General features: G+C 70.1%; 18 protein-coding genes, 1 tRNA gene and 1 pseudogene. 7 read left to right on the plus strand and 13 right to left on the minus strand.

The features are described from left to right. The 3 genes from VGD70_RS21170 to VGD70_RS21180 all read left to right on the plus strand — a co-directional run. Positions 1–481: GNAT family N-acetyltransferase (locus VGD70_RS21170; protein WP_331083937.1), on the plus strand; the 481-nt coding region annotated here is incomplete at its 5' end. A gap of 92 nt (positions 482–573) precedes the next feature. After that, positions 574–1059 carry a sigma-70 family RNA polymerase sigma factor gene (locus VGD70_RS21175; RefSeq protein ID WP_331083938.1) on the plus strand — a complete coding sequence of 162 codons (486 nt, stop codon included), beginning with the start codon at positions 574–576 and terminating at the stop codon, positions 1057–1059. Further along, a complete protein-coding gene (locus VGD70_RS21180) occupies positions 1052–2341 on the plus strand; it encodes a sialidase family protein (protein WP_331083940.1) in 1290 nt (429 codons plus the stop codon). The genes VGD70_RS21175 and VGD70_RS21180 overlap by 8 nt, the downstream gene beginning before the upstream one ends. A gap of 6 nt (positions 2342–2347) precedes the next feature. Here VGD70_RS21180 and VGD70_RS21185 read toward each other — a convergent pair whose 3' ends face one another. The 4 genes from VGD70_RS21185 to polA form a co-directional block, all read right to left on the minus strand. Further along, positions 2348–2905: a hypothetical protein gene (locus VGD70_RS21185; protein WP_331083942.1), complete on the minus strand. Its 558-nt coding sequence runs from the start codon at positions 2903–2905 to the stop codon at positions 2348–2350. A 32-nt stretch (positions 2906–2937) separates the two neighbouring features. Beyond that, entirely contained in the window at positions 2938–3396 is a 459-nt protein-coding gene (locus VGD70_RS21190; protein WP_331083945.1) for a VOC family protein, read from the minus strand. Positions 3397–3431: 35 nt separating this feature from the next. After that, positions 3432–3821, minus strand: a complete 390-nt coding sequence (locus tag VGD70_RS21195) for an AraC family transcriptional regulator (RefSeq protein WP_331083970.1) — start codon at positions 3819–3821, stop codon at positions 3432–3434. 488 nt (positions 3822–4309) lie between these two features. After that, the gene (gene polA / locus VGD70_RS21200; protein WP_331083947.1) at positions 4310–7051 is read right to left on the minus strand and encodes a DNA polymerase I; all 2742 of its coding nucleotides are present in this window, start codon (positions 7049–7051) and stop codon (positions 4310–4312) included. Positions 7052–7167: 116 nt separating this feature from the next. Here polA and VGD70_RS21205 point away from each other — a divergent pair, with 116 nt between their 5' ends. Next, complete coding sequence (locus VGD70_RS21205) at positions 7168–7551, plus strand: PaaI family thioesterase (RefSeq protein WP_414638015.1); 384 nt, start codon at positions 7168–7170, stop codon at positions 7549–7551. Between the two features lie 61 nt (positions 7552–7612). Here VGD70_RS21205 and VGD70_RS21210 read toward each other — a convergent pair whose 3' ends face one another. The 5 genes from VGD70_RS21210 to VGD70_RS21230 form a co-directional block, all read right to left on the minus strand. Continuing rightward, on the minus strand, positions 7613–8326 hold the full coding sequence (locus VGD70_RS21210) for an ABC transporter ATP-binding protein (protein WP_331083949.1): 714 nt from the start codon (positions 8324–8326) through the stop codon (positions 7613–7615). After that, a complete protein-coding gene (locus tag VGD70_RS21215; RefSeq protein ID WP_331083951.1) occupies positions 8323–9222 on the minus strand; it encodes an ABC transporter ATP-binding protein in 900 nt (299 codons plus the stop codon). Before VGD70_RS21215 ends, VGD70_RS21210 begins: the two co-directional genes overlap by 4 nt. After that, the gene (locus tag VGD70_RS21220) at positions 9219–11012 is read right to left on the minus strand and encodes a branched-chain amino acid ABC transporter permease (RefSeq protein WP_331083953.1); all 1794 of its coding nucleotides are present in this window, start codon (positions 11010–11012) and stop codon (positions 9219–9221) included. Before VGD70_RS21220 ends, VGD70_RS21215 begins: the two co-directional genes overlap by 4 nt. Next, positions 11009–11926 (minus strand): branched-chain amino acid ABC transporter permease, encoded by a 918-nt coding sequence (locus tag VGD70_RS21225; protein WP_331083955.1) that lies wholly within the window; start codon positions 11924–11926, stop codon positions 11009–11011. The genes VGD70_RS21220 and VGD70_RS21225 overlap by 4 nt, the downstream gene beginning before the upstream one ends. 86 nt (positions 11927–12012) lie before the next feature. After that, complete coding sequence (locus tag VGD70_RS21230) at positions 12013–13251, minus strand: branched-chain amino acid ABC transporter substrate-binding protein (protein WP_331083957.1); 1239 nt, start codon at positions 13249–13251, stop codon at positions 12013–12015. Positions 13252–13523: 272 nt separating this feature from the next. On the opposite strand from VGD70_RS21230, the gene VGD70_RS21235 reads away from it, so the two are divergent. Continuing rightward, positions 13524–15461, plus strand: a complete 1938-nt coding sequence (locus VGD70_RS21235; protein WP_331083958.1) for a fibronectin type III domain-containing protein — start codon at positions 13524–13526, stop codon at positions 15459–15461. Here the strand turns inward: VGD70_RS21235 and VGD70_RS21240 are convergent. Together VGD70_RS21240 and htpG are read right to left on the minus strand one after the other, a co-directional pair. Continuing rightward, on the minus strand, positions 15454–16062 hold the full coding sequence (locus VGD70_RS21240; RefSeq protein ID WP_331083960.1) for an ANTAR domain-containing response regulator: 609 nt from the start codon (positions 16060–16062) through the stop codon (positions 15454–15456). The genes VGD70_RS21235 and VGD70_RS21240 overlap by 8 nt on opposite strands. A gap of 316 nt (positions 16063–16378) precedes the next feature. After that, positions 16379–18211, minus strand: a complete 1833-nt coding sequence (gene htpG, locus VGD70_RS21245; protein ID WP_331083962.1) for a molecular chaperone HtpG — start codon at positions 18209–18211, stop codon at positions 16379–16381. Positions 18212–18347: 136 nt separating this feature from the next. Here htpG and VGD70_RS21250 point away from each other — a divergent pair. Further along, a tRNA-Leu gene (locus VGD70_RS21250) sits at positions 18348–18424 on the plus strand. Between the two features lie 166 nt (positions 18425–18590). After that, positions 18591–19313 (plus strand): hypothetical protein, encoded by a 723-nt coding sequence (locus VGD70_RS21255; RefSeq protein ID WP_331083964.1) that lies wholly within the window; start codon positions 18591–18593, stop codon positions 19311–19313. Here VGD70_RS21255 and VGD70_RS36985 read toward each other — a convergent pair. Next, positions 19314–20330 (minus strand): annotated as a pseudogene (locus VGD70_RS36985) (recombinase family protein); the annotation flags it as partial. Between the two features lie 211 nt (positions 20331–20541). Further along, positions 20542–21096 carry a hypothetical protein gene (locus tag VGD70_RS21265; protein WP_331083968.1) on the minus strand — a complete coding sequence of 185 codons (555 nt, stop codon included), beginning with the start codon at positions 21094–21096 and terminating at the stop codon, positions 20542–20544. Positions 21097–21535 lie beyond the last annotated feature (439 nt).

A 21535-nucleotide genomic window follows, 5' to 3' on the forward strand; every position in this document is an offset into this window, starting at 1 on the left:
CCGGGCCCGGCCACGCGACCTGGACGTGGTCCTGCCGCTGGCGATGGCAGAGCTGGAATACTCGGCGCAGGTCGGCGGAACCGTGCTGCGCCCCGGCGCACGGAAGATCAAGGCCGCCGCCCTGGCCCGGCACCTCGAACAGGGCGACCCGGTGTGGCTGGCCGAGCGCGACGGCATCGCGGTGGCGTTGGCCGAGTGCTGGTTCAGCGACTCGGAAACCGGAAGCTGGAGCGAGACCAGGCTCCGGCACGGCCGTTGGGGTTACGTCAACAGCCTGTCGGTCACCCCCGAGGCCCGCGGCACCGGCGCCGGTCGCGGGCTGATGTCCGTGGTGCACCGCGAGATGGCCCACGCCGGGGCAGTCGGCACATTCCTGTACTTCAACCCGCCGAACCCGTTGTCGAGCGTGTTCTGGGCCCGGCAGGGCTACCGTCCACTGTGGACTATCTGGGAGGTCCGGCCGGCCGGCGCGCTGCGCTGACCCGGCCGGTCAGCGGCCTCGAGAGTGTGCCCGGGAACCTGGCGTTCGGCTCGTGACTCTTGCACGGTAAGCAAGCCGGACAGGAGCGATCAGTGGCCAGTGGGGAATGGTTCGCGCAGCTGTACCAGGAGAGCTACCGCAGCCTGGTACTGACTGCCTACGCGCTGCTCAGGGACATCGGCGAGGCCGAGGAGATCACCCAGGAGGCGTTCGCCGTCGCCTACGGCCGGCGGGCCAGGGTCGCCAAGGCGGACAGCCCGGAGGCGTGGGTCCGCACCGTCGTCGTCAACCTGGCCCGCCGGCGGTGGCGCCGCCGGGCGATGCTGGACCGGATCCTGCGGCAGGAGGGCGACGAGGAGCCGGCGCCCTTCGGCGAGCATCTCGACCTGCACGCGGCGATCCGCGCGCTGGGCCACGAGTACCAGGCGGCGGTCGTCCTGCACTACCTCGCGGACCTCCCGGTCGACGAGGTCGCGTCCATCTTGGACATTCCGGTTGGGACGGTGAAGTCCCGCCTTTCCCGGGCCAGAACGGCACTGGCCCAGCGGCTGCACACCGAGGAGATGGACCATGCCTGATCTCGACCTGGACGCCGAGCTGGGGCGGCTGCGGGACGGCATCCGGCAGTCGGTGCACGTGCCGGACTTCGACCGGGTGGTCGAGCGGTCCCGGCAGCGGGTGGTGCGCCGGCGCATGCAGATCGGCGCGGTGGCGGCCGTGCTGGCGGTGAGCGCGGCGGTGCCGCTGCTGCGTGCCGGCACCGCGCCGGACCCGATCCGGCCGGCCACCCCGCCACCCGCGACGGCACCCACGGTGCCGACGCGGATCACCGAACCGTTCGTCCACGACGTCGAGTTCGCCGACCGCGACCACGGCTACGCGCTCCGGGCCAACTGCAAGGACGAGCCCGCGCCCCAGGAGTGTCCCCAGACGTTGCTGAGCACCGACGACGGCGGCGCGCACTGGGCGTCCCACCCGGTGCCGAAGCAGCAGAGCCTCCCCAAGGGCGTCCTCGGCCGCCTGCTCGTGCTGGGCCGGGACAAGGTCGGCGTCGACTGGTTCGTGCTGGACGTGAACAGCCAGGCGAACCGGATCTACAGCGACGACGGCGGGCGGACCTGGCGGCAGGTGGAGCTTTTCCCGGTCGTCACCGACACCGTGCCGGCCATCCCGGACGACTCGACCTTGGTCGTCGGATGCGAGAAGCTCGTCGGCGGCGGCAACCACTGCGCCGAGACCGCGGTCGCCGCGGTGCTGCCCGACTCCGGCAGGTCCGCGCTGCTGGCGAACCAGCCGCCGCTGATCGAGGTCCAACCGGGCAGGATCCCCCTGGCCGACGGCCGGTGGTGGGTGGTCGGCCGGCGGCCGGGCACGCGGACGTGGGCGATAGCCGTGAGCGACGACAAAGGCCGCGGCTGGATCACCGGCGCGCTGGACCTCCAGGGCACGCCCTACCCGGACGGCTGGTCGGTGGTCGCGAGCGGGGACACCCTGTACGCGTCGGCGCACGGCCGGCACGTGGGTGACAGCGGCGGCATGCTGGCGGTCCTGCGCAGCGACGACGGCGGCCGGTCATGGGCGCGGACCTGGCGCTGGGACGAGCACGCGACGCCGCAGGAGACCCTCGGGACGCTGGTCGCGCTGCCGGACGGCTCGGTGATGATCAACGCCAAGGGCGGCAAGGGCCGCACGTTCGTGAGCGAGGACGGCGGCCACACGTTCACCGAGGTGGCACGGCGCTACACCGGGTCGGCGTCCTGGACCCGGATCGGGTACCTGGCATGGCCGCCGGGCAAGCCGTGGGACGCGTTCCAGTTCTCCCGGGACGGGACCGGCTGGCAGGACCTGAAGATCAAGTAGCCGCGGTCAGCGGTGCACCGGGCGGAACTCTCCGACCTGGTGCACCGCCGGCGGTTTGCCGGCCAGGGCGCGGCGGACGCCGTCCAGCACGCCGGCCGAGATCTCCTGGTGGGTGAGCCACCGGGTGCGGCCGGCGTGCCGGACGAAGCCCAGGACGACCTGCTGGGTGGGATGGTCGTCGAGGACCGGGTCGGGACAGCCGCCGACGGGGTTGGCCGACGCGCTCCCGTGGACCTCGACGACCGGTGCCCGGTGGGCGAGCAGCGAGGCCACCGCGCGGAGCACGGAGACCCGCTCGGTGCCGTGCACCCAGGCGACGAGCAGGTTGGCCGGCCCACCGAGGGCACGCGCCGCACCGTCGGCGAGGGCCCCGGGCTCGGACCAGGTGGCCTGGACCCAGAGGGCTTTCCGGTGGCCGCTGCCGTTGCCGTTGCCGTCGACGGCGGGGATGGGGGCGTAGCGCCGGCTGGGCAGCACGACATGCCAACCGTCGGCGACGAGTGATTCGGCGCAACCGGCCAGCATGCCGGTGCCGCCAAGGACGAGGGCCCGCTTACCGGTCATCCAGCCTCCGCAGCTCGGACTCCCCCGTCACGTTACCGGAGGGCGCCCCGGTCGACCGGATTGCGCCACCGGGCCTGGGTGAGGCTGAACGAGTTGCCCGAGTCGTCGCGGAACACGGCCTCGATGCCGTACGGCCGCTCGACCGGCTCCTGGACGAAGACCACACCGCGCTCGGACAGCTCGCGGAAGGTCTTGTGGCAGTCGTCGGTCGCGAAGACGCCGGTGCCCAGTGCTCCCTTGGCTACCAGCGCCCGGACCTCCTCCGACGTCTGCGGCGAGTGCCCCATCCGCACGTCGGCGAGGATGATCTCCACGTCCGGTTGGTCGGGTGGCCCCACGGTGAGCCAGCGGAAGCCCTGCCCGCCGCCCTCGAACTCCTCATCCATCACGATGTCGTTGCGCACCTCGAAGCCCAGCTTGTCGACGTAGAACTCCTTCGCGGAGTCCTGGTCCAGTACGGGCAGGCTGACGTGCGAGATCTTCCTGATCATGGCGTTTCTCCCTGGTCGTTCCGTGTGGACCGACGCTATGGCGCGGGGTCTTCGGCGTGCTTATCCGCGATTGCTGGGGGCAGCGGCCGCGACCACGCCATGACGAAGCACCCAGGTATCGGCGGTGGGCCGCCCCGGGCGACCATCCGGCGGCGGTACTCGGTGGGTGAGCAGCCCACGAGCTCGGTGAACCTCCGCGAGAAGGAGCCGAGACTGGTGAACCCGACGACCATGCAGATCTCGGTGACGGTGAGGTTGGCGGAGGCGAGGAGATCCTTGGCCCGCTCGACGCGCCGCCGGCCGAGATATCCGCCCGGCGTCTCCCCGAACGCGACCCGGAACTCGCGCGCGAAGTGGTACCGCGAGAACCCGGCCTCGGCAGCCATGGCATCGAGGTCGAGGGGCTCGGCATAGCGAGCGTCCATGAGATCCCGAGCCCGCCGCAGGTGGACAACCGTCTCCACGGGGGAAGGCTACCGCCCTCGAGATTGGCGGAGCGACGCAGAAGGGACGGAGGCCGGGAAAGGTCGCCGCCCGGCCCGAGAGACGAAGCCAGAAAAGGAATGGGGCCGAGGGGAAGCGACGGGAGCTGGAGGCGAGCCACCTAGCTTGGCTGGAGGGCAACCTGGCATAGCCCGAGAACACATGCACGGGCGACCCGCGACAGCCCGAGCCGAGCGACGGCGACCTGCTTGACCGGACGGCGACCCGCATAGCCCAAGGCCACCCGGCGCGGCCGACCGACCGACCGGCCGAGCGACGAGCGACGACCAACGGACCAACCGAACGATCAAGCCCACACCCGTCCACAAAGAAACGGGAGCCGCCCTACCAAACCGGAGGCCCAGAAACCCAACCCGAGGCGAGGGCACACCCCACCCCCCACCCTCCCGAGCCGCGGCCCGGCGAGCCGTCAGTGGGCCGCGTCGTTCCAGGAGCGGCCGAAGCCCACCGACACATCGAGCGGCACGTCGAGCTTGTAGGCCCCACCCATCCCCTTGCGTACCAGTGACTCCGCGGTCTCCCGCTCCCCCACCGCCACCTCCAGCACCAGCTCGTCGTGCACCTGGAGCAGCATCCGCGTCCGCAGGTCGGCCGACCTCAGCTCCCGGTCGACGTTCAGCATCGCGACCTTGATGATGTCCGCGGCGCTCCCCTGGATCGGCGCGTTCAACGCCATCCGCTCGGCCATCTCGCGGCGCTGGCGGTTGTCCGACGTGAGGTCCGGCAGGTAGCGACGACGTCCGAAGATGGTCTCGGTGTAGCCATCCTTGCGGGCCTTCGCCACGATCTCCTGCAAGTAGTCCCGCACGCCGCCGAAGCGGTCGAAGTACTCGTCCATCAGACCGCGGGCCTCGTCCGTGGAGATCCGCAGCTGCTGGGACAGGCCGTACGCGGACAGGCCATAAGCCAGGCCGTAGTTCATCGCCTTGATCTTGGCTCGCTGGGCGCCGCTGACGTCGGTCGGCTCGACCGAGAAGACTCGGGCGGCCGTCGCGGCGTGGAAGTCGAAGCCGGACTGGAACGCCTCGATCAGCGCGGTGTCACCCGACAGGTGCGCCATGATCCGCATCTCGATCTGGCTGTAGTCGGCCGTCATCAGCTCGGCGAAGCCCTCGCCGACGATGAACGTGTCGCGGATGGTCCGGCCCTCGTCCGTGCGGATGGGCACGTTCTGCAGGTTGGGCTCGGTGGAGGAAAGGCGCCCGGTGGCGGCGATGGTCTGGCTGTACGTCGTGTGGATCCGGTCGTCGTCGGACACCGACTTGATCAAGCCCTCGACCGTGACCTTCAGCCGGCTGGCGTCGCGGTGCTCGAGCATGTGCGCCAGGAACGGGTGCTCGGTCTGCTCGAAAAGACTGGTCAACGCGTCGGCGTCGGTGGTGTAACCGGTCTTGGTCCGCTTGGTCTTGGGCATCTGCAGCTCGTCGAACAGCACCACCTGCAGCTGCTTGGGCGAGCCGAGGTTGATCTCCTTGCCGATGACCGCGAACGCCTCCTGCTCGGCGTGCTTGACCCGGCCGGCGAAGTGCGCCTCGAGCGACGCGAGCTGCGCGGTGTCGACCGCGATGCCGACGGCCTCGAGGTCGGCGAGCACGTGCAGGAGCGGCAGCTCGATCTCGGCCAGGAGGCTGGCACCGCCGGTGTTCTCGAGCGCGACGTCGAGCGCGTCGGCGAGCTCGGCGATGGCGCGGGCCCGGACGATCTCGCCCTCCGCGACCTTGGCCGCGTCGCCGTCCTCGCCGTCGAGCAGGGACAGCTGGCGCTCCTCCGGCTGCTGCTCCACCCGCAGCTCACGCTTGAGGTACCGCAGCACCAGGTCGTCGAGCGCGAACGAGCGCTGACCCGGGCGCACGAGGTAGGCCGCGAGCTGGGTGTCGGTGGCCAGCCCGCGCAGGGTCCAGCCGCGGTGCCGGATGGCGTGCAGCGACCGCTTGACGTCGTAGGCGAGCTTGGGCACCGCCGGGTCGGCGAGCCACCCGGTGAGCGCGCGCTCGTCGTCCTCGTCGAGCTGGGTGACGTCGATGTACGCGCCGGTGCCGTCGGCGGTCGAGATGGCGATGGAGCGCAGCTCGACGGCCTCGCCGGCCGGGCCGGTGGACGCGTCGCGGAAGGACAGGCCGACCCGGGTGCCGGCGGGCGCGTTGGCCGACAGCCAGCCGGCGACCGCGCCCGGTTCGAGCTCGCCGCCGCTGACCTCGAAGCCGTGCTCGGCCTCGGGCTCGGCGGTGGTGAGCTCGCCGAACAGCCGGTCGCGGAGGACCCGGAACTCGAGCTCGTCGAACAGCCGGTGCACCGCGTCGCGGTCCCACGGCCGGACCGCGAGCTCGTCGGGCTGCACGCCCAGCGGGACGTCCCGCACGAGCTCGGTGAGCTGGCGGTTCATCATGACGCTGGACAGGTTGTCGCGGAGCGCGTCGCCTGCCTTGCCCTTGACCTCGTCGACCCGGTCGACGAGGTCGTTGAGCGAGCCGAACTGGTTGATCCACTTGGCCACGGTCTTCTCGCCGACGCCGGGGATCTTGGGCAGGTTGTCCGACGGGTCGCCGCGCAGCGCCGCGAAGTCGGCGTACTGGCCGGGCGTGACACCGGTCTTGGTGTGCACCGCCTCGGGCGTCATGCGGGCCATCTCGGACACGCCACGCGACGGGTAGAGCACCGTGACGTGGTCGTTGACCAGCTGGAACGCGTCGCGGTCGCCGGTACAGATGGCGACCGCGAAGCCCTCGGCGGTGGCCAGCGTGGTGAGCGTGGCGATGAGGTCGTCGGCCTCGAAGCCCTCCCTGGCAAGCGACGGGACCGCGAGCGCGCGCAGGACCTCCTCGATGAGGCTGACCTGGCCCTTGAACTCGTCGGGCGTGGTGGTGCGGTTGGCCTTGTACTCGGCGAACTGCTCGCTGCGGAAGGTCTTGCGGGACACGTCGAAGCAGACCGCGACGTGCGTGGGCTTCTCGTCACGCAGGAGGTTGATCAGCATGGACGTGAAGCCGTAGACGGCGTTGGTGTGCTGCCCCGTGCCGGTGGAGAAGTTCTCCTTCGGCAGCGCGTAGAACGCCCGGTAGGCCATGGAGTGGCCGTCGATGAGCAGCAGCCGCTGCTCGTGGGCGGCTTTTGCGGTGGTAGGGGCGTTGCTTGTGTCGGGCGTCTCAGGCACAGGGCGAGTCTAGGGTGGGGCACCGACACTGGTGACGACCCCACCAGCGAGGAGACAGCGTGTCGAGCATCCCTGAGAGCAACTTCCCACCGAACCTGCCGGGCGTCCGGTACGACTTGGTGGACCAGCTGCTGCCGACGAAGATGGGCATAGAGATCACCGAGTGGGATCCCAAGCGCGTCGTCGGAACCATGCCCGTCGCGGGCAACCTGCAGCCGTACGGCCTCCTGCACGGAGGCGCGAACGCCACGCTGGCCGAGACCATCGGGTCGGTCGCGGCCGCGTTGAACGCGGGCACCGAGCGGGTGGCGCTGGGTCTGGAGCTCTCGTGCACGCACCACCGCGCGGCCAGGTCCGGGATCGTCACCGGAGTGGCCACGCCGCTGCACGTGGGACGCAGCACGTCGACCTTCGAGATCGTCATCACCGACGACGAGGGCCGCCGCACCTGCTCGGCGCGCCTGACCTGCATCGTCCGCGAACGCCCACCGGGCGCCTAGCCAGGACACGAGACCGGCGCCTCCCCGCCCACGCGGACGGGGAGGCGCCGGTACGTGCGAATCAGGCGCCCAGGTACGCGGCCCGCACCCGCTCGTCGGCCAGGAGCTCGTGGCCCGGGCCCTCGAGCGTCGTCTGGCCCAGGTCGACGACGTAGCCGCGGTCGGACAGGTCCAGCGCGGCCAGCGCGTTCTGCTCCACCAGCAGGATCGTGGTGCCCTGGCCCTGCAGCTCCTTGATCGTGTCGAAGATCAGCTGGGTCATGATCGGCGAGAGGCCCATGGACGGCTCGTCGAGCATCAGCAGCTTCGGGCGGGACATCATCGCCCGGCCGATCGCCAGCATCTGCTGCTCACCGCCGGAGAACAGGCCCGCCTTCTGCGAACGCCGCTCGCCGAGGACCGGGAACAGCTCGAACACCCGCTGCATGTCGGCGCGCACGCCGGCGTCGTCCTTGCGGGTGTACGCGCCGAGCAGCATGTTCTCCTCGACCGACATCCGCGCGAACACCCGCCGGCCCTCCGGGCAGTGCGCGACGCCCTCGCTGAGGATCAGGTGCGCCGGCGACTTCACGATCGACCTGCCCCGCAGCCGGACGTCGCCGGCCCGCGGCCGCAGCAGCCCGGAGATGGTGCGCAGGGTGGTCGTCTTGCCCGCACCGTTCGCCCCGATGAGGCAGACGATCTGGCCCTCCTCGACGACGAACGACACGTCCCGCACGGCCTCGATCGCGCCGTAGGCCACGCTCAGGTTCTCGACCTCGAGCAACGGGTTCACGTGTTCTCCCTCGCGTCAGCCGAGCCGGCGGTCGGGCCCGGGTTGTGGTGCTCGACCACGTGGCCGGTGCCGGCGGCGGCCTCGCTGATCGAGGCCTCCACCTCCTCGCGCGGCTTGCCCAGGTAGGCCTCGATCACCCGCGGGTCGTCGCGCACGGTCTCCGGCGAGCCCTCGACCAGCACCTCGCCCTGCACCAGCACGGACACCGTGTCGCACAGGCTGAAGATGAACTTCGTGTCGTGCTCGATCACCACGACCGACACGCCGGTGTCCCGGATCCGGAAGATCAGCTGCCGGGCCGCCTCGGTCTCGTGCGGGTTCATGCCCGCGGTCGGCTCGTCGAGCAGCAGCACGTCCGGCTCGGTGGCCAGCGCGCGGGCGATCTCCAGCCGCCGCTGGTCGCCGTAGGGCAGGTTGCGCGCGACCTCGTCGTCCAAACCGGACAGTCCGACGAACTCGAGCAGTGCCAAGGACTTCTCCCGCGCCTCCCGCTCGCCCCGGCGGAACGCCGGGCCGTGGAACAGCGACGCGATCGGGCCCTGCCGCATCCGGATGTGCCGGCCGACGAGCACGTTCTCCAGCACCGTCATGTTCGGGAACAGCCGGATGTTCTGGAACGTCCGGGCGATGCCGGCCGACGTGACCTTCGCCGGGTCGTGCGGCAGCTTCCTGCCGCGCAACCGGACCGCGCCCCGGGTCGGCGTGTACAGCCCGGTGAGGCAGTTGAACAGGGTGGTCTTGCCGGCGCCGTTGGGTCCGATGAGGCCGACGATCCGGCCCTCGTCCAACGACAGGGACACGTCGTTCAGCGCGGTCAGACCGCCGAAGACCATGGTGACCCCGCTGGCCTCCAGCACGGTGTCGGCAATGCTGTGCCGTGCCGCCGCGGCGCTCATCGGCCGGCCTCCTTCGGGCCCGCGGGGGCCTCGTGTTCTCGTTCGAGCTCGTGTTCGTGTTCCAGCACGGTCTCTTCCAGAACCTCGTCGATGGACTTGCCCTCCGCGGTCTCGCCGGCGAACTCGGCCCGCCGCACCCGGTCGGGCACCAGGCCCTGCGGCCGGAACCGCATGATCAGCACCAGCGCGAGGCCGAACACGAACAGCCGGTAGTCCTCGAACTCACGCAGCTTCTCCGGCAGCACGAACAGCAGCGAGGCGCCCAGCACGGCACCCGGGATCGTGCCCATGCCACCGAGGATGACCGCGGCGAGCAGCGTGACCGACTCCAGGAACTTGAAGCTGTCGTAGGAGGCGGTGCCCAGCTTGTGCACGAAGATCGCGCCCGCGAGGCCGGCCAGCGTGGCACCGACCAGGAACGCGAGGATCTTGGCCTTGCCGGTGCTGATCCCCATCGCGCGGGCCGCGTCCTCGTCCTCGCGGATCGCGATCCAGGCCCGGCCGATCCGGCTGTTCTTGAGGTTGGCGAACACCGCCATGATCGCCGCCACCACGAGCACGATCATGAAGTAGTACAGGACACCGCTGGGCAGCTTGGCGCCGAACAGGGTGATCGGCTGGTTGAAGCCGGTGCCGAACATCGTCACCGGCGGGATGCCCGGGATGGCGCTCGCCCCGCCGGTCAGGTTGCCGATGTCGTTCTGCGCCGTCCGGTAGAAGATCTCACCGAACGCGAGCGTCACGATGGCCAGGTAGTCGCCGCGCACCCGCAGTGTCGGCGAGCCGACGATCGCGCCGAAGACGCCCGCGACGGCCGCCGCGATCAGCGCCGCGAGCGGGAACGGCAGGTTCCAGCCGACCGTCGACGCGGCCGCGCCGGACAGGTTCGCCGCGACGAACGCGCCGATGCCGAGGAACGCCACATACCCGAGGTCGAGCAGGCCCGCGAGGCCCACCACGATGTTCAGCCCGATCGCGGTGGCCGCGTACACGCCGATCGTGGCCGCGACCTGCATCCAGTACTGGCTGCCCGCGTCGGTGAACGGCAGCGCGAACGCGCACAGCAGCAGCACCAGGATGCTGAACGCCCGGTTCTCCTCCGACAGCCGGGACACCCAGCGGGTGATCCCCATGCCGTGCAACGCGCCGAGCACACCGCCGGCGAACCCGAGGAACGCCAGGAAGATCGGGCCCGCGTAGGGGAACGCGGCGCCGCCGATCCCGCCCGCGGTCAGCGTCTGGGCCACCAGCCACAGCACCGCCGCGAACGCGACCACCAGCACCGCGCAGGCGGCGACCCGCGCGGCCGCACCGGTGAGCCCGAAGATCTTCTGCGTCGACCAGTCCGGGATGTCGTCGATCCCGATGGCCGTCCCGCCGAGGATCAGCGCCACGCCGCCGAGGACGCCGACGACGGCGCCCAGGGCGGTCTTGCCGTCGGCCGCGGTGATCGCGCCGAACCCGCCACCGTTGGAGGCGATGAAGATCCCGCTCAGCGCGGAGATCGCGAGCCCGCCCCAGCCCAGCGCGCGCAGCACCCGGCCCTTGCCGGGCAGCGGCACGAACGCCGCGACCAGCACCGCGATGCCGAACACCAGCAGGTGCCAGCGGAACCCGGTGAGCTCGAACGGCGCGTCGAAGAACTGCAGCGTCGCCTTCTCCGGGTACGGCCCGTCGTTCAGCAGGAACGTCGCCCACGGCAACATCGCCGCGATCAGGAACAGCACGCCGCCGACGACGCTGAAGGGGCGCGCCAGCGCGGGCGGGAGGAATCCGGTGAACCTCGTCATGCCCGCACCCTCTCCGCTTCACCGAACAGGCCCTGCGGCCGGAACACGAGGACCAGGATGAGGACCACGAAGATCCACACGTAGTCGTACTGAGCGCCGCCCGGGAGGTACTGGCCGCCCAGGGTCTTGATCAGGCCGATGATGAACGACCCGATGACCGCGCCGCGGAGGCTGCCGATGCCGCCGAGCACGGCCGCGGTGAACGCGAAGATGCCGTTCTGGAAGCCGATCAGGTTGTCGACGTTGGTGATGTAGGAGCCGTACAGCACACCGGCGACGCCGGCGAGGGCGGCGCCGATCACGAAGGTCAGCACGATCACCCGGTCCGGGTTGACGCCCATGAGCCGCGCGGTGTCGTGGTCCTGCGAGGTGGCCCGCATCGCGCGGCCCATCCGGGAGTTGCTGATGTAGGCCTGTAGCAGGATCGACAGCACGATCGACACGACGATCAGCAGCAGGCCGGAGGCCGAGATCTCCACCGGGCCGAGCGTGATCTGCTTGTCGACGAACACGCGGGGGAACGGCTGCGCCGCGTCGGCGTCCGGGAACCAGATGCGGATCGCTTCCTGCAGGGCCACTGACACACCGAGCGCGGTGATCAGTGGCGCGAGTCTTGGCGCGTTACGCAATGGCCGGTAGGCGAAGCGCTCCATGAGCACCGCGATGACCACCGTGACGATCATCCCGCCGAGGATCATCAGCGGCAGTGCCACATACCAGTACGCACGCCAGCTGTCCGGCAACACGAACCGCCAGACCGCCAGACCGCCGAACGCGCCGACCATGAACACCTCGCCGTGGGCGAAGTTGATCAGCTGGATGATGCCGTAGACCATCGTGTAGCCGAGCGCGATCAGACCGATGGTGGCGCCCAGCACGATCCCGTTGGCGATCTGCTGTAGCAGGGTCCCCACATCTACCTCCACAGGCGGCGGGGGTGGGCTCGGCCCACCCCCGCCGTCGCGTCATTGTTCACAGTGGATAGATCGATCGGGTCCTGTCAGCCCGCGTACTCGCCGGTCTGGACGGCCTTCCACGCACCGCTGGTGACCTGGTAGACGGTCAGCACCTTGTTCGTGCTGTCACCGAACTCGTCGAACGCCACCTTGCCGGTCGCGCCCTCACCGTTGTAGGACTGGGCGTTCTCGACGAGCTTGGTCCGCATCGTCGTGTCGTCCCACGTGCCGCCGCCGATGGTCTTGGCCAGCGAGCCGAGGATGGCGTTGGCGGCGTCGTAGGAGAACGCACCGTACGCGCTGAAGTCCTCCTTGTACTTGGCCGCCTTGTACGCGTCGACGAAGGCCTTCGCGCTGTCCAGCTCGTTGGTCGGCGCGCCGACCGAGGTGGCCAGGTCACCGTCCTTGCCGCCCAGCTCGATGAAGCCACCGTCGAAGATGCCGTCGCCGCCCATCACGGGAACGTTGATGCCAGCACCGGCGAGCTGCTTGGACAGCGGGCCGGCCTGCGGGAACTGACCGCCGAAGTAGACCGCGTCCGGCGCGAACGGCTTGACCGCCGCGATGACACCCGAGAAGTCCGTGTCCTTCTCACCGATCTTCTGGCGCGTGACGATCTGGGCGCCCTTCGCCTCGGCGCGCTTGGTGAACGTGTCGGCCAGGCCCTCGCCGTAGGTCAGCCCGTCGGTGACGATGGCGATCTTCTTCTTGCCGGACTTCTCGACCAGGTAGTCCGCCGCGTACGGGCCCTGCAGCGAGTCGACGGTGCAGGTACGGAAGTAGGTCTTGTACTTGCGCTTGGGGGCGGTGTCGAAGTTGTCGCCCTTGGTCAGCGTGTCGTTCGTGTTCGCAGGCGAGATCTGCAGGATGCCGGCCTGGTCCAGGATCGGCTGCACGCTCTGGGACACCGACGAGTTCAGCGTGGACACCACGCCGACGACGCCCGGGGTGGACGCCAGCTTGGTCGCGGCCTGCGCGCCCAGCTGCGGGTTCTTCTGGTCGTCCTCGGCCTGCACCTGGAGCTTGTAGCCCTTCACGGTGCACTTCTCGTTGGCCTGGTCGACAGCGAGGCGGGCGGAGTTCTCGATGCCCTTGCCCAGCGCCGACAGCTCGCCGCTCAGCGGAGCGATGACACCGACGATAAGCGTGCCCTTGCTGGTGTCGCAGCTGGCAGGGTTGTTTCCGCCACCAGCCGGCGTCTCCTGCTTGTTAGTGCCGCAAGCCGCCAGCAGCAGAGCTCCCGCTGCTACCAGCGTCGCGGCCTTCACCGTCTGGTTTCGCACGTGACGTCCCTTCTCCAACAACTGTTCGTCCGAGCATTTGCGCATAGCATGCCGAACCCCACCCTCGTCCATGTCAGAGGGCTGGGGCGGAAAGTAGTAACCATCGCTGTGCTAGTCACGCCCCCAGCGTCCTCGTGACCAGACTGCAACGAAATTGCCCGCCGGTGTCCGCTCATCGGACGAACCGGCCGGAATCGGCCAGGTCTGGTAACACGATCTCAACTTCACAACGCCCTGACACGCAACAGTCCACGACTTCTAGTGTTCTTCCTGTGCCCACTCGGAAGCGGCTGCTGGCGTGGCTGGCCGGCGCCGTGCTCCTGGTCACGGCCGTGATCGTGCTGCGGACCACCGAGACCGACCCGAGCCGGACGGACGCCGGACCCCAGCCCGTGCGGGTCGACCGGTTCGCCTCGGACACGGTGGTGCTGCCGAGCCCCGGCGACCCACCCGCGGCGCCGGACCGGATCGTGGTCACGCCGGACACCGAGCAGCTGCGACTGTCCTGGGCGGACGGTCTGACCGGCGGCACCGCGCCGGAGGGCGTGGTCGGCTACGAGGTGCGCTGGCACCGGGACGGCGGCCCGGTGGCGAGCCGGCTGGTCGCCGCGCCGGACGTGCAGCTCGACGGGCTGCGCAACGGGCGCCGGTACCGGGTCGAGGTCCGCGGCATCGACCGTTTCGGCCAGCGGTCGGCGCCGGCCGAGGTGATCGGCGTGCCCGCGCGGGCGGACCGGCCGTGGCTCGCGGGGCTCACCGGGCTGTACGACGACTTCGGCGATCCCGCGAGCACCCGGGAGAGCTCGCCGCGCTCGCGCTGGCACCTGTCCGGCTTCCGCGGGTGTGTGGGCCTGGGCGCGGCCCGCGTCGGTGGCCGGGGACTGCCGGTCGACCTCGGGTGCGGCGCGGACATGGCCGTGCTGCGGGCACGCGAGCCGATGCGGCTCACCGCGCCGGAGGGCACCGACGGCGTGCTCGGCCGGATCGCGGTGCGGACGGACACGGTCGGGCCGGGTGGCGAGCTCACCGTGGACCTGGTGCCGGGGCGGGCGGACCGGGTCGGCGTCGGGGTGGTGCGGGCGAGCCGGACCGACGAGGTCGACCCCGCGCTGCCGGGCGGCACGATCCGGGTCGTCGTGGCGGACAACGGGGTGCGGGTGGCGGCGGCGCCGGACGTGCGCTCGACCGGCCGCACGACGGAGCTGCACACGGCACCGCGGCGCGGGGCGGGTGTGGTGCACCTGTTCGAGGTCGTGCTGACGACGTCCGGGGTGCGGGTGTACCAGGACGGGCTCGCGGTGGCGGCCCGCGGGGTCGTGCCGGCGTGGCGCGCGGCGTCGGTGCTGCTGGGGTTGCACGGGCCGGACGGGCGGCGGTCGCGGGTGCACGTGTCGGCGGCGGGGTTCAGCGGTCCGCCGGTGGCGGCGCCGGGCGTGGTGGAGGCGTCGGTGAACGCGGGGACCCAGCAGGTGCTGGGCCTGGCGGCGCAGGAGCCGGGCATCGGGATCGCGCGCACGCCGCTGCGGTCCGCGCGGTCGGCCCGGCTGGTGGCGACGATGACGGTGACGCCGGAGCTGGACCCGCGCGGGGTGGTGGTGCAGCTGGGCACGCTGCGGGTCCCGGCGCGGCCCACGGTGACGGCGCCCGCCCGGGTGCAGGGCGCGACGCTGACCGTGGTCGCCGACGTGCCCGCGGCGCTCCTCGGCCCGCACGGGCCGGACACGCTCACGCCGTTCGTGCTGCGGGCGCCCGGGACGAGCCCGCAGGTGTCGCTGCTGGAGACGTACCTGGAGATCACGCCGACGCCGTCCTGGGCGCAGACCGAGCCGCCGTCGATCAGCCGGCCGGAGCTGCCCGACGGGCTGCCCGTGGTGGGTGTGGTGCTGGGCAACGCCGCCGGCGAGCCGCTGGACAGCACGACCGTGCCGCGGCGCGGGCAGTTGGTGCTCGACGTGACGCTGGACGCGGCGACCGCGCAGTGGGACACGGGCGCGGTCGCAGGCGTGCAGGGCCTGCAGGTGCGGCTGGACCGCGCGCTGATCGCGGGCGTGCCGACGGCCGCGGACGGCCCCGGCGTGGGCGGCCGTTACGCGGTGTCGATCGCCGTGGGCCGGCTCGCCGTCGGACCGCACACGATCGAGGTGCGCGAGTACGGCACCGACGGCCGCGAGCGGCCATTCTCGGCGCTGCTGAACTTCGTGGTCAGTTGATGTTCTCGACCACGGCCTCGGCGACGGCCTTCATGGTGGCGCGGCGGTCCATGGCGGTGCGCTGGATCCAACGGAACGCCTCGGGCTCGGACAGGCCCTGCTTGGTCATGAGGAGGCCCTTGGCGCGCTCGATGAGCTTGCGGGTCTCCATCCGCTCGGTGAGCGTGGCGACCTCGGTCTCGAGGGCCGCGAGCTCGGAGAAGCGGCTGACCGCGAGCTCGATGGCCGGGACGAGATCATGCTTGGCGAACGGCTTGACCAGGTAGGCCATGGCGCCGGCATCCCGCGCGCGCTCGACCAGGTCACGCTGGCTGAAGGCGGTGAGGATGACGACGGGGGCGATGCGCTCGCCCGCGATGGCCGCCGCCGCGTCGATGCCGTCGAGCTTGGGCATCTTCACGTCGAGGATCACGAGGTCGGGCCGCAGCTCCGTGGCCATGGCGACGGCCTGCTCGCCGTCGGCGGCCTCCCCCGCAACGTGATAGCCCTCTTCCTTGAGCATCTCGACGAGATCGAGCCGGATCAGTGCCTCGTCTTCGGCCACCAGGACGCTTCGTTGCACGGCCGGGCCGGACTGGGCCTCGGCAGCCTGCTCGGTCACCGGGGTCCTCCTGTTTCTCGGGTACCGCTCTGAAACTCCAGCCTACCGGCGGTCCGGAGTGGCGACCGGACTCCGAGACGGTGATCACCATAATGTAACGAGCCGGTAACACCTGCCGTGACGTAACTCATCACGCCGTTCGCTCGGGCTGCCAGCCGACGTCGATCCCGGCCCCGCCGCTGGTCAGCGGTGTCGCGGCGGACCTCGCCGCGCCACCCGGCCTCGGGGTCGTCCCGCCCGCACCGGCGCAGCGAGATCGCCCCGAGGCCGATGGCATCCGCGGGCCGCGCAGGCCCGCCCACCCCACCGCGGCCGTCTAAAGTGTCTGCTCCAGCCGCTGCGCCACCAGCTTGACGAACCGGCCGGGGTCGGCGAGGTCGCCACCCTCGGCGAGCAGCGCCATCCCGTAGAGCAGCTCGCCGACCTCGGCGTTCGCGCGCTCCTCGGCGTGCGCGGTCCGCAGGCCGGTGACCAGCGGGTGGCCGGGGTTGAGCTCCAGGATCCGCTTGATGCGCGGCAGCTCCTGGCCCGACGCGCGGTACATCTTCTCCAGCATCGGCGAGACGTCCTGCGTGTCGCCGACGATGCAGGCCGGCGAGGTGGTCAGCCGCGAGGAGAGCCGCACCTCCTTGACGTCGTCGGCCAGGGCGGCCGTCAACCAGGCGAGCAGCGGGCCGAACTCCTCCTGCTGGCGCTCGGCGTCGTTGTCGGGGTCGAGGTCGACCTGCCCCTTGGCGATCGACCGGAACTGCTTGCCGTCGAACTCGCCGACGGTGTCGGCCCACATCTCGTCGATCGGGTCGGTGAGGACCAGCACCTCGAAGCCGCGGTCGCGGAAGGCCTCCATGTGCGGCGAGCTCTCGATCGCCGTCCGGGACTCGCCGGTGAGGTAGTAGATGTGCTCCTGGCCGTCCTTCATGCGCTCCACGTACTCGCGCAGGGTGGCCGGCTTCTCCGCGTCGTGGGTGGTGCCGAAGGAGCAGATCTCGAGGATCGCGTCCCGGTTCTCCTGGTCGGCGACCAGGCCCTCCTTGACCACGCTGCCGAAGGCGGCCCAGAGCGTCGAGTAGCTCTCCGGGCTGTCGGCCAGCATGGTCTTCACCGTGGCGAGGACCTTCTTGACCAGGCGGCGGCGGATGAGCTGGATCTGCCGGTCCTGCTGAAGGATCTCGCGCGACACGTTCAGCGACAGGTCCTGCGCGTCGACCACGCCCTTGACGAAGCGCAGGTACTCGGGGACGAGCGCCTCGCAGTCGTCCATGATGAACACGCGCTTGACGTAGAGCTGGACGCCGCGCTTGCGTTCGCGGACGAACAGGTCGAACGGTGGCTGGGCCGGGATGAACAGCAGGGCCTGGTACTCGAACGCGCCTTCGGCCTGCAGGCGGATCGTCTCGAGCGGCTCGGCCCAGTCGTGGCTGATGTGCCGGTAGAACTCGTGGTACTCGGTCTCGGTGACCTCGCTGCGCGGGCGTGCCCAGAGGGCCTTCATCGAGTTGACGGTCTCCCCGGCCATTCGGATCGGCCAGGTGATGAAGTCGGAGTACCGCTTGATGATCTCCCGGAGCTTGTCCGGAGCGGTGTAGTCGAAGAGGCGGTCCTCGGTGTCCTCTGGCTTGAGGTGCAGCGTGACCGCGGTGCCCTGCGGCACGTCGTCCGCGGGCTCGATCGTGTAGGTCCCCTCGCCGGTGGACTCCCAGCGCACGCCCTCGCCGCTGCCCGCCCGCCGCGTCACGAGCGTGACCTTGTCGGCGACCATGAAGCTGGCGTAGAAGCCGACCCCGAACTGCCCGATGAGGTCGGCCGCCGTCTCGCTCTCCTTCTCCTTCAGCTTCCGCAACAACTCGGCCGTCCCCGACTTGGCGATGGTCCCGATGAGGTCGACGACCTCGTCCCGCGACATGCCGATGCCGTTGTCCCGCACGGTCAGCGTGCGCTCCCCCGCGTCGACGGCAACGTCGATGTGCGGATCGGCGGTGTCCGCGTCGAGGTCCTTGTCCCGAAACGCCTCGAGCCGCACCTTGTCCAGCGCGTCGGAGGCGTTGGACACGAGCTCCCGGAGGAAGATGTCCTTGTTCGAGTAGATCGAATGAATCATCAGCCGCAGGAGCTGGCGAGCCTCGGACTGGAACTCGAGTGTTTCGGCCACGGTGTTCCTTTCGCTGTTTTCATCCGCCTCGCCCGCCCCCAGACGCAGCCACAGATGGTACGAAAGTCCCCCGACCCAGGTACCCGAAACCCTCCCGAGCGGCCCCCCGGTGATCCCGTAGAGTCGTCACGCGTCAGCCCCCGTAGCCCAACCGGCAGAGGCAACGGACTCAAAACCCGTCCAGTGTGCGTTCGAATCGCACCGGGGGCACCACAAGGATGGGAACAAGATCGCCGCTCGATTCGGGCGTCTCCTGCTCTTGTTTGCGCTGTTCATGGCGTTGCCGGGCCTCGTCGAGAGACAAGACGGCCGCGTCCTGGGCAGTCCGACTGGCGGCGGTGATGGTGGGGCCGGTCAGGGTGACCCGGCAGGTGGCGGTGTGGGTGTCGCGGTTGTAGCGGATCTCCAGTCGAAGGGCTTCGAACCGGGCGCGGGCGAGTTCGTCGGGCAGCTGGTCGACTTCGATCTTCATCACGGGGAGTGCGTCGATCAGGTCGGGGTTGGGCGCGGCCAGAATGCGCTGCTCCACCTGTGCGAGCCGTGTCTCCAGTTGTTCGCGCTGGGCTCGGAGCTCGGCGCGCCGCTCGTTGATGTCGCGGACGAAGTCCTCGTCGGGGGCGTCGACAAGTTCGAAGTTGCGGATGGTCCGCTTGATCTTGATGTCGATGTCCGCGATGGCCCGTCGGAGACTGGTGACCTGCTGTTCCCGCTCCTGCTGCACCGTGGCGTCGAGGTGACGGAGGTTGGCGTCGAGCAGTTGGCGACGGTAGTCGCCGAAGACGTGGTCAGACAGGAACGCGTTGACCTTCTCCAGCAGGTGGTCCTCGCGGACGAAGACGCCACCAGCCGCTGGATGGCCGACCGGGAGGTACGCCTTCCTGGGCGCGCAGGCGTAGTACACCCGCTTGCGGGTCTTGCCTCCCATGCGCCGACCGCACAGGTCACAGAAGAGGTAGGTGCGGAAGAGGTAGGACCGTTTGGTCTGCGGATGCTTGGTGTTGGCTCCGGCGGCGGTGCGGGAGCCGAACCGGTGGCCGCTGACTTCTTGGGCCTGGATGAAGGTGTCGAGGTCGACCAGTACCTCGTGCACGGGTTTGGGTGACCAGATCCATTCGGAGACGGGGTTGCGGGCGTTGCCGCGGGACTTGCGGGCGCGGCGGTTCCACACCATGTGCCCGGTGTATTTCGGGTTGGTGAGGATGTCGCGCACGTTGGAGTAGGTCCACAGCCCAACCGCCCGCGAGGGGGTGTTCGGTGTGGGCGGCGGGTTGGTCGCCAGATCTCGGTTGAGCCGGTCGGCGATGGGCTGGTAGCCCAGTCGCTCTTCCAGCCGCCACTTGAAGATCCGCTTAACGACGGGGGCTTCGGCCGGGTTGGGCTCGAGGAAGGTCTTCTTCTGGCCCTTGGCGCGTTTGGCCGGGACCGGGTGAGGGACGTATTTGGCCTGGAAGCCGTAGCAGGGCTTACCGATGTTGAAGCCCTCCTCGGTGTGCACTGCGATGCCGTCCCAGGACTTTTCCAGCATCTCGACCACGTAGAACTCGGAGATGCCTTGCTTGACCCGTCGGGTGAGCAGCTGGGTGGCGACCTTGGCTTTGCGGCCGGTGCCGTCTTGGGTGAGGGTGAACGGCTCGTCGGCGGCGAGCAGCCGTACCCCTGCGCGTTCGAGTCGGTTCTCGATGTCGGTGGCGATGTAGGTGCGGCGGGCGATGCGGTCGATGGACTCGCAGATGACGAAGTCGAAACGGCGGTCGGGCCGCTCGGCTTCGGCGAGCAGGTCCTGGATGCCGCCCTCGCGCGCGATGGGTATGTCGAACTGCTCGTGCGCGGTGCTCTTACCGCGGGCGTCGAGGTCCTTGCGGCCGGACTCGATGTCGTAGAAGTTCGCCACGATGACCGCGTCCTCGGGGAGCACGAGCTGGGAGGCGCGGTACTGACGTGGCAGCGACAGGGTGCGGTCCTGCTGGTCGTAGGTCGAGGTGCGGCCCGCCCACGCGAAGCGCAGCAGCCGAGGCCGCGCCTCGGCTGTCTCGGTGTCGTCGTGTCGGCGGTACGGGCTGCGGGCGCGGCCTACTGGGCGGTCGTCCGCCCACTTGCGGACGAGTTCCGGGCCAGCCATGCGGTCACCTCCCTCAGCACACGTGCCTGCTGGTGCGCGAGCGCTTCGCCGTCGGGCCCGTCAAGGAACTGAGTGTCGAAGACCACTTCCGGCGCTTCGGACTCGAACTTGTGCGCGCTCGTCGCCCGGCGACGCCGACCGACCGCAGGCGATGGCCTCGTCGCCTCGTCGCGGCCGGGCGGGCGTCGGCGGGCGGTGTCGGGCTTCTTCGTCATCGCACCTCGCCCCCTACGTCAACGGTCGGGTCGTCGGTGAGGTCGCGCATCAGGTTGTGCGCCTGGGTCGCCCAGTCCGACAGCCCCGACGGCCCCGCTTGCGGCGAAGGTGCGGTCGATGCCGGGAAGTCCTGTGGGACCGTGGCGGTGAGGGTGGCGACGCGAACTCCGCACTCGGCCAGCTCCCGGAGCACCGCTTGGTGTTCGGACCTCCGGCGAGGCAGGCGCGACTCGTCAACGCACGCCACCACGTCGAACCCACGGTGGCGCTCGTGTGCCTGCCGGATCAGCTCGACAAGGCCGCCGTGCACTCCATGGCCCGCCAACGACAGGACTCGCGGTGTGCCGTCGAGCTGACGGTTCCACACTCCGATGTCAGCGAAACAGGCCGAGATCGGGATCGACTCCGGCAGGGCTGTCGCGACCGCGTGGAGTTGCCGCAACAGCGACAGCGGAGCGTCCCTCGCGCTTCCGCACTTGCCGTAGAACGCGACTCGTGGATGTCCTGTTTGGATCGTGGGGCGCTGGGCGGGGTTGTTGTCACCGGCCATCTCGCGCTCCTTTCTCTTACAGCACTTGATGTTCGAGCGCCGTCGGGTTGGACGGGCAGGTGTATCCACGCTCCGTACACCCGAGATGGTCAAGCGCGGTACGACGCGACACTCGCGTCGCCGCGCTACCGCGTTCGATCGCCTGGGACGGGTGATCCCCCGCCCCAGGCGGATTCGTCCCGCTGCACGCGAACTGGCGGCGGTTCCGTGCCGAGCGGGCACCTGCCGCACGTTTGCTGTTGACCCCGGCGCGACGAAACAATCCGGTGCTGTTCTGTGCGACCAGCTCGCGAACAAAAACGATTCGGTTGACGTCACGCCGCACGTCTCGGAGCGATTTCTGTGCGGTGTTCGATCCGCACCTGTGGTTCGCGATTCGTTGAACCGACGAGGCGAATCCGCCGTCGGGCATCCAGGTTGGAGACGGCCGAGCTGGATG

The organism is Actinophytocola sp. (genome assembly GCF_036402745.1).
GTDB lineage: Bacteria > Actinomycetota > Actinomycetes > Mycobacteriales > Pseudonocardiaceae > Actinophytocola.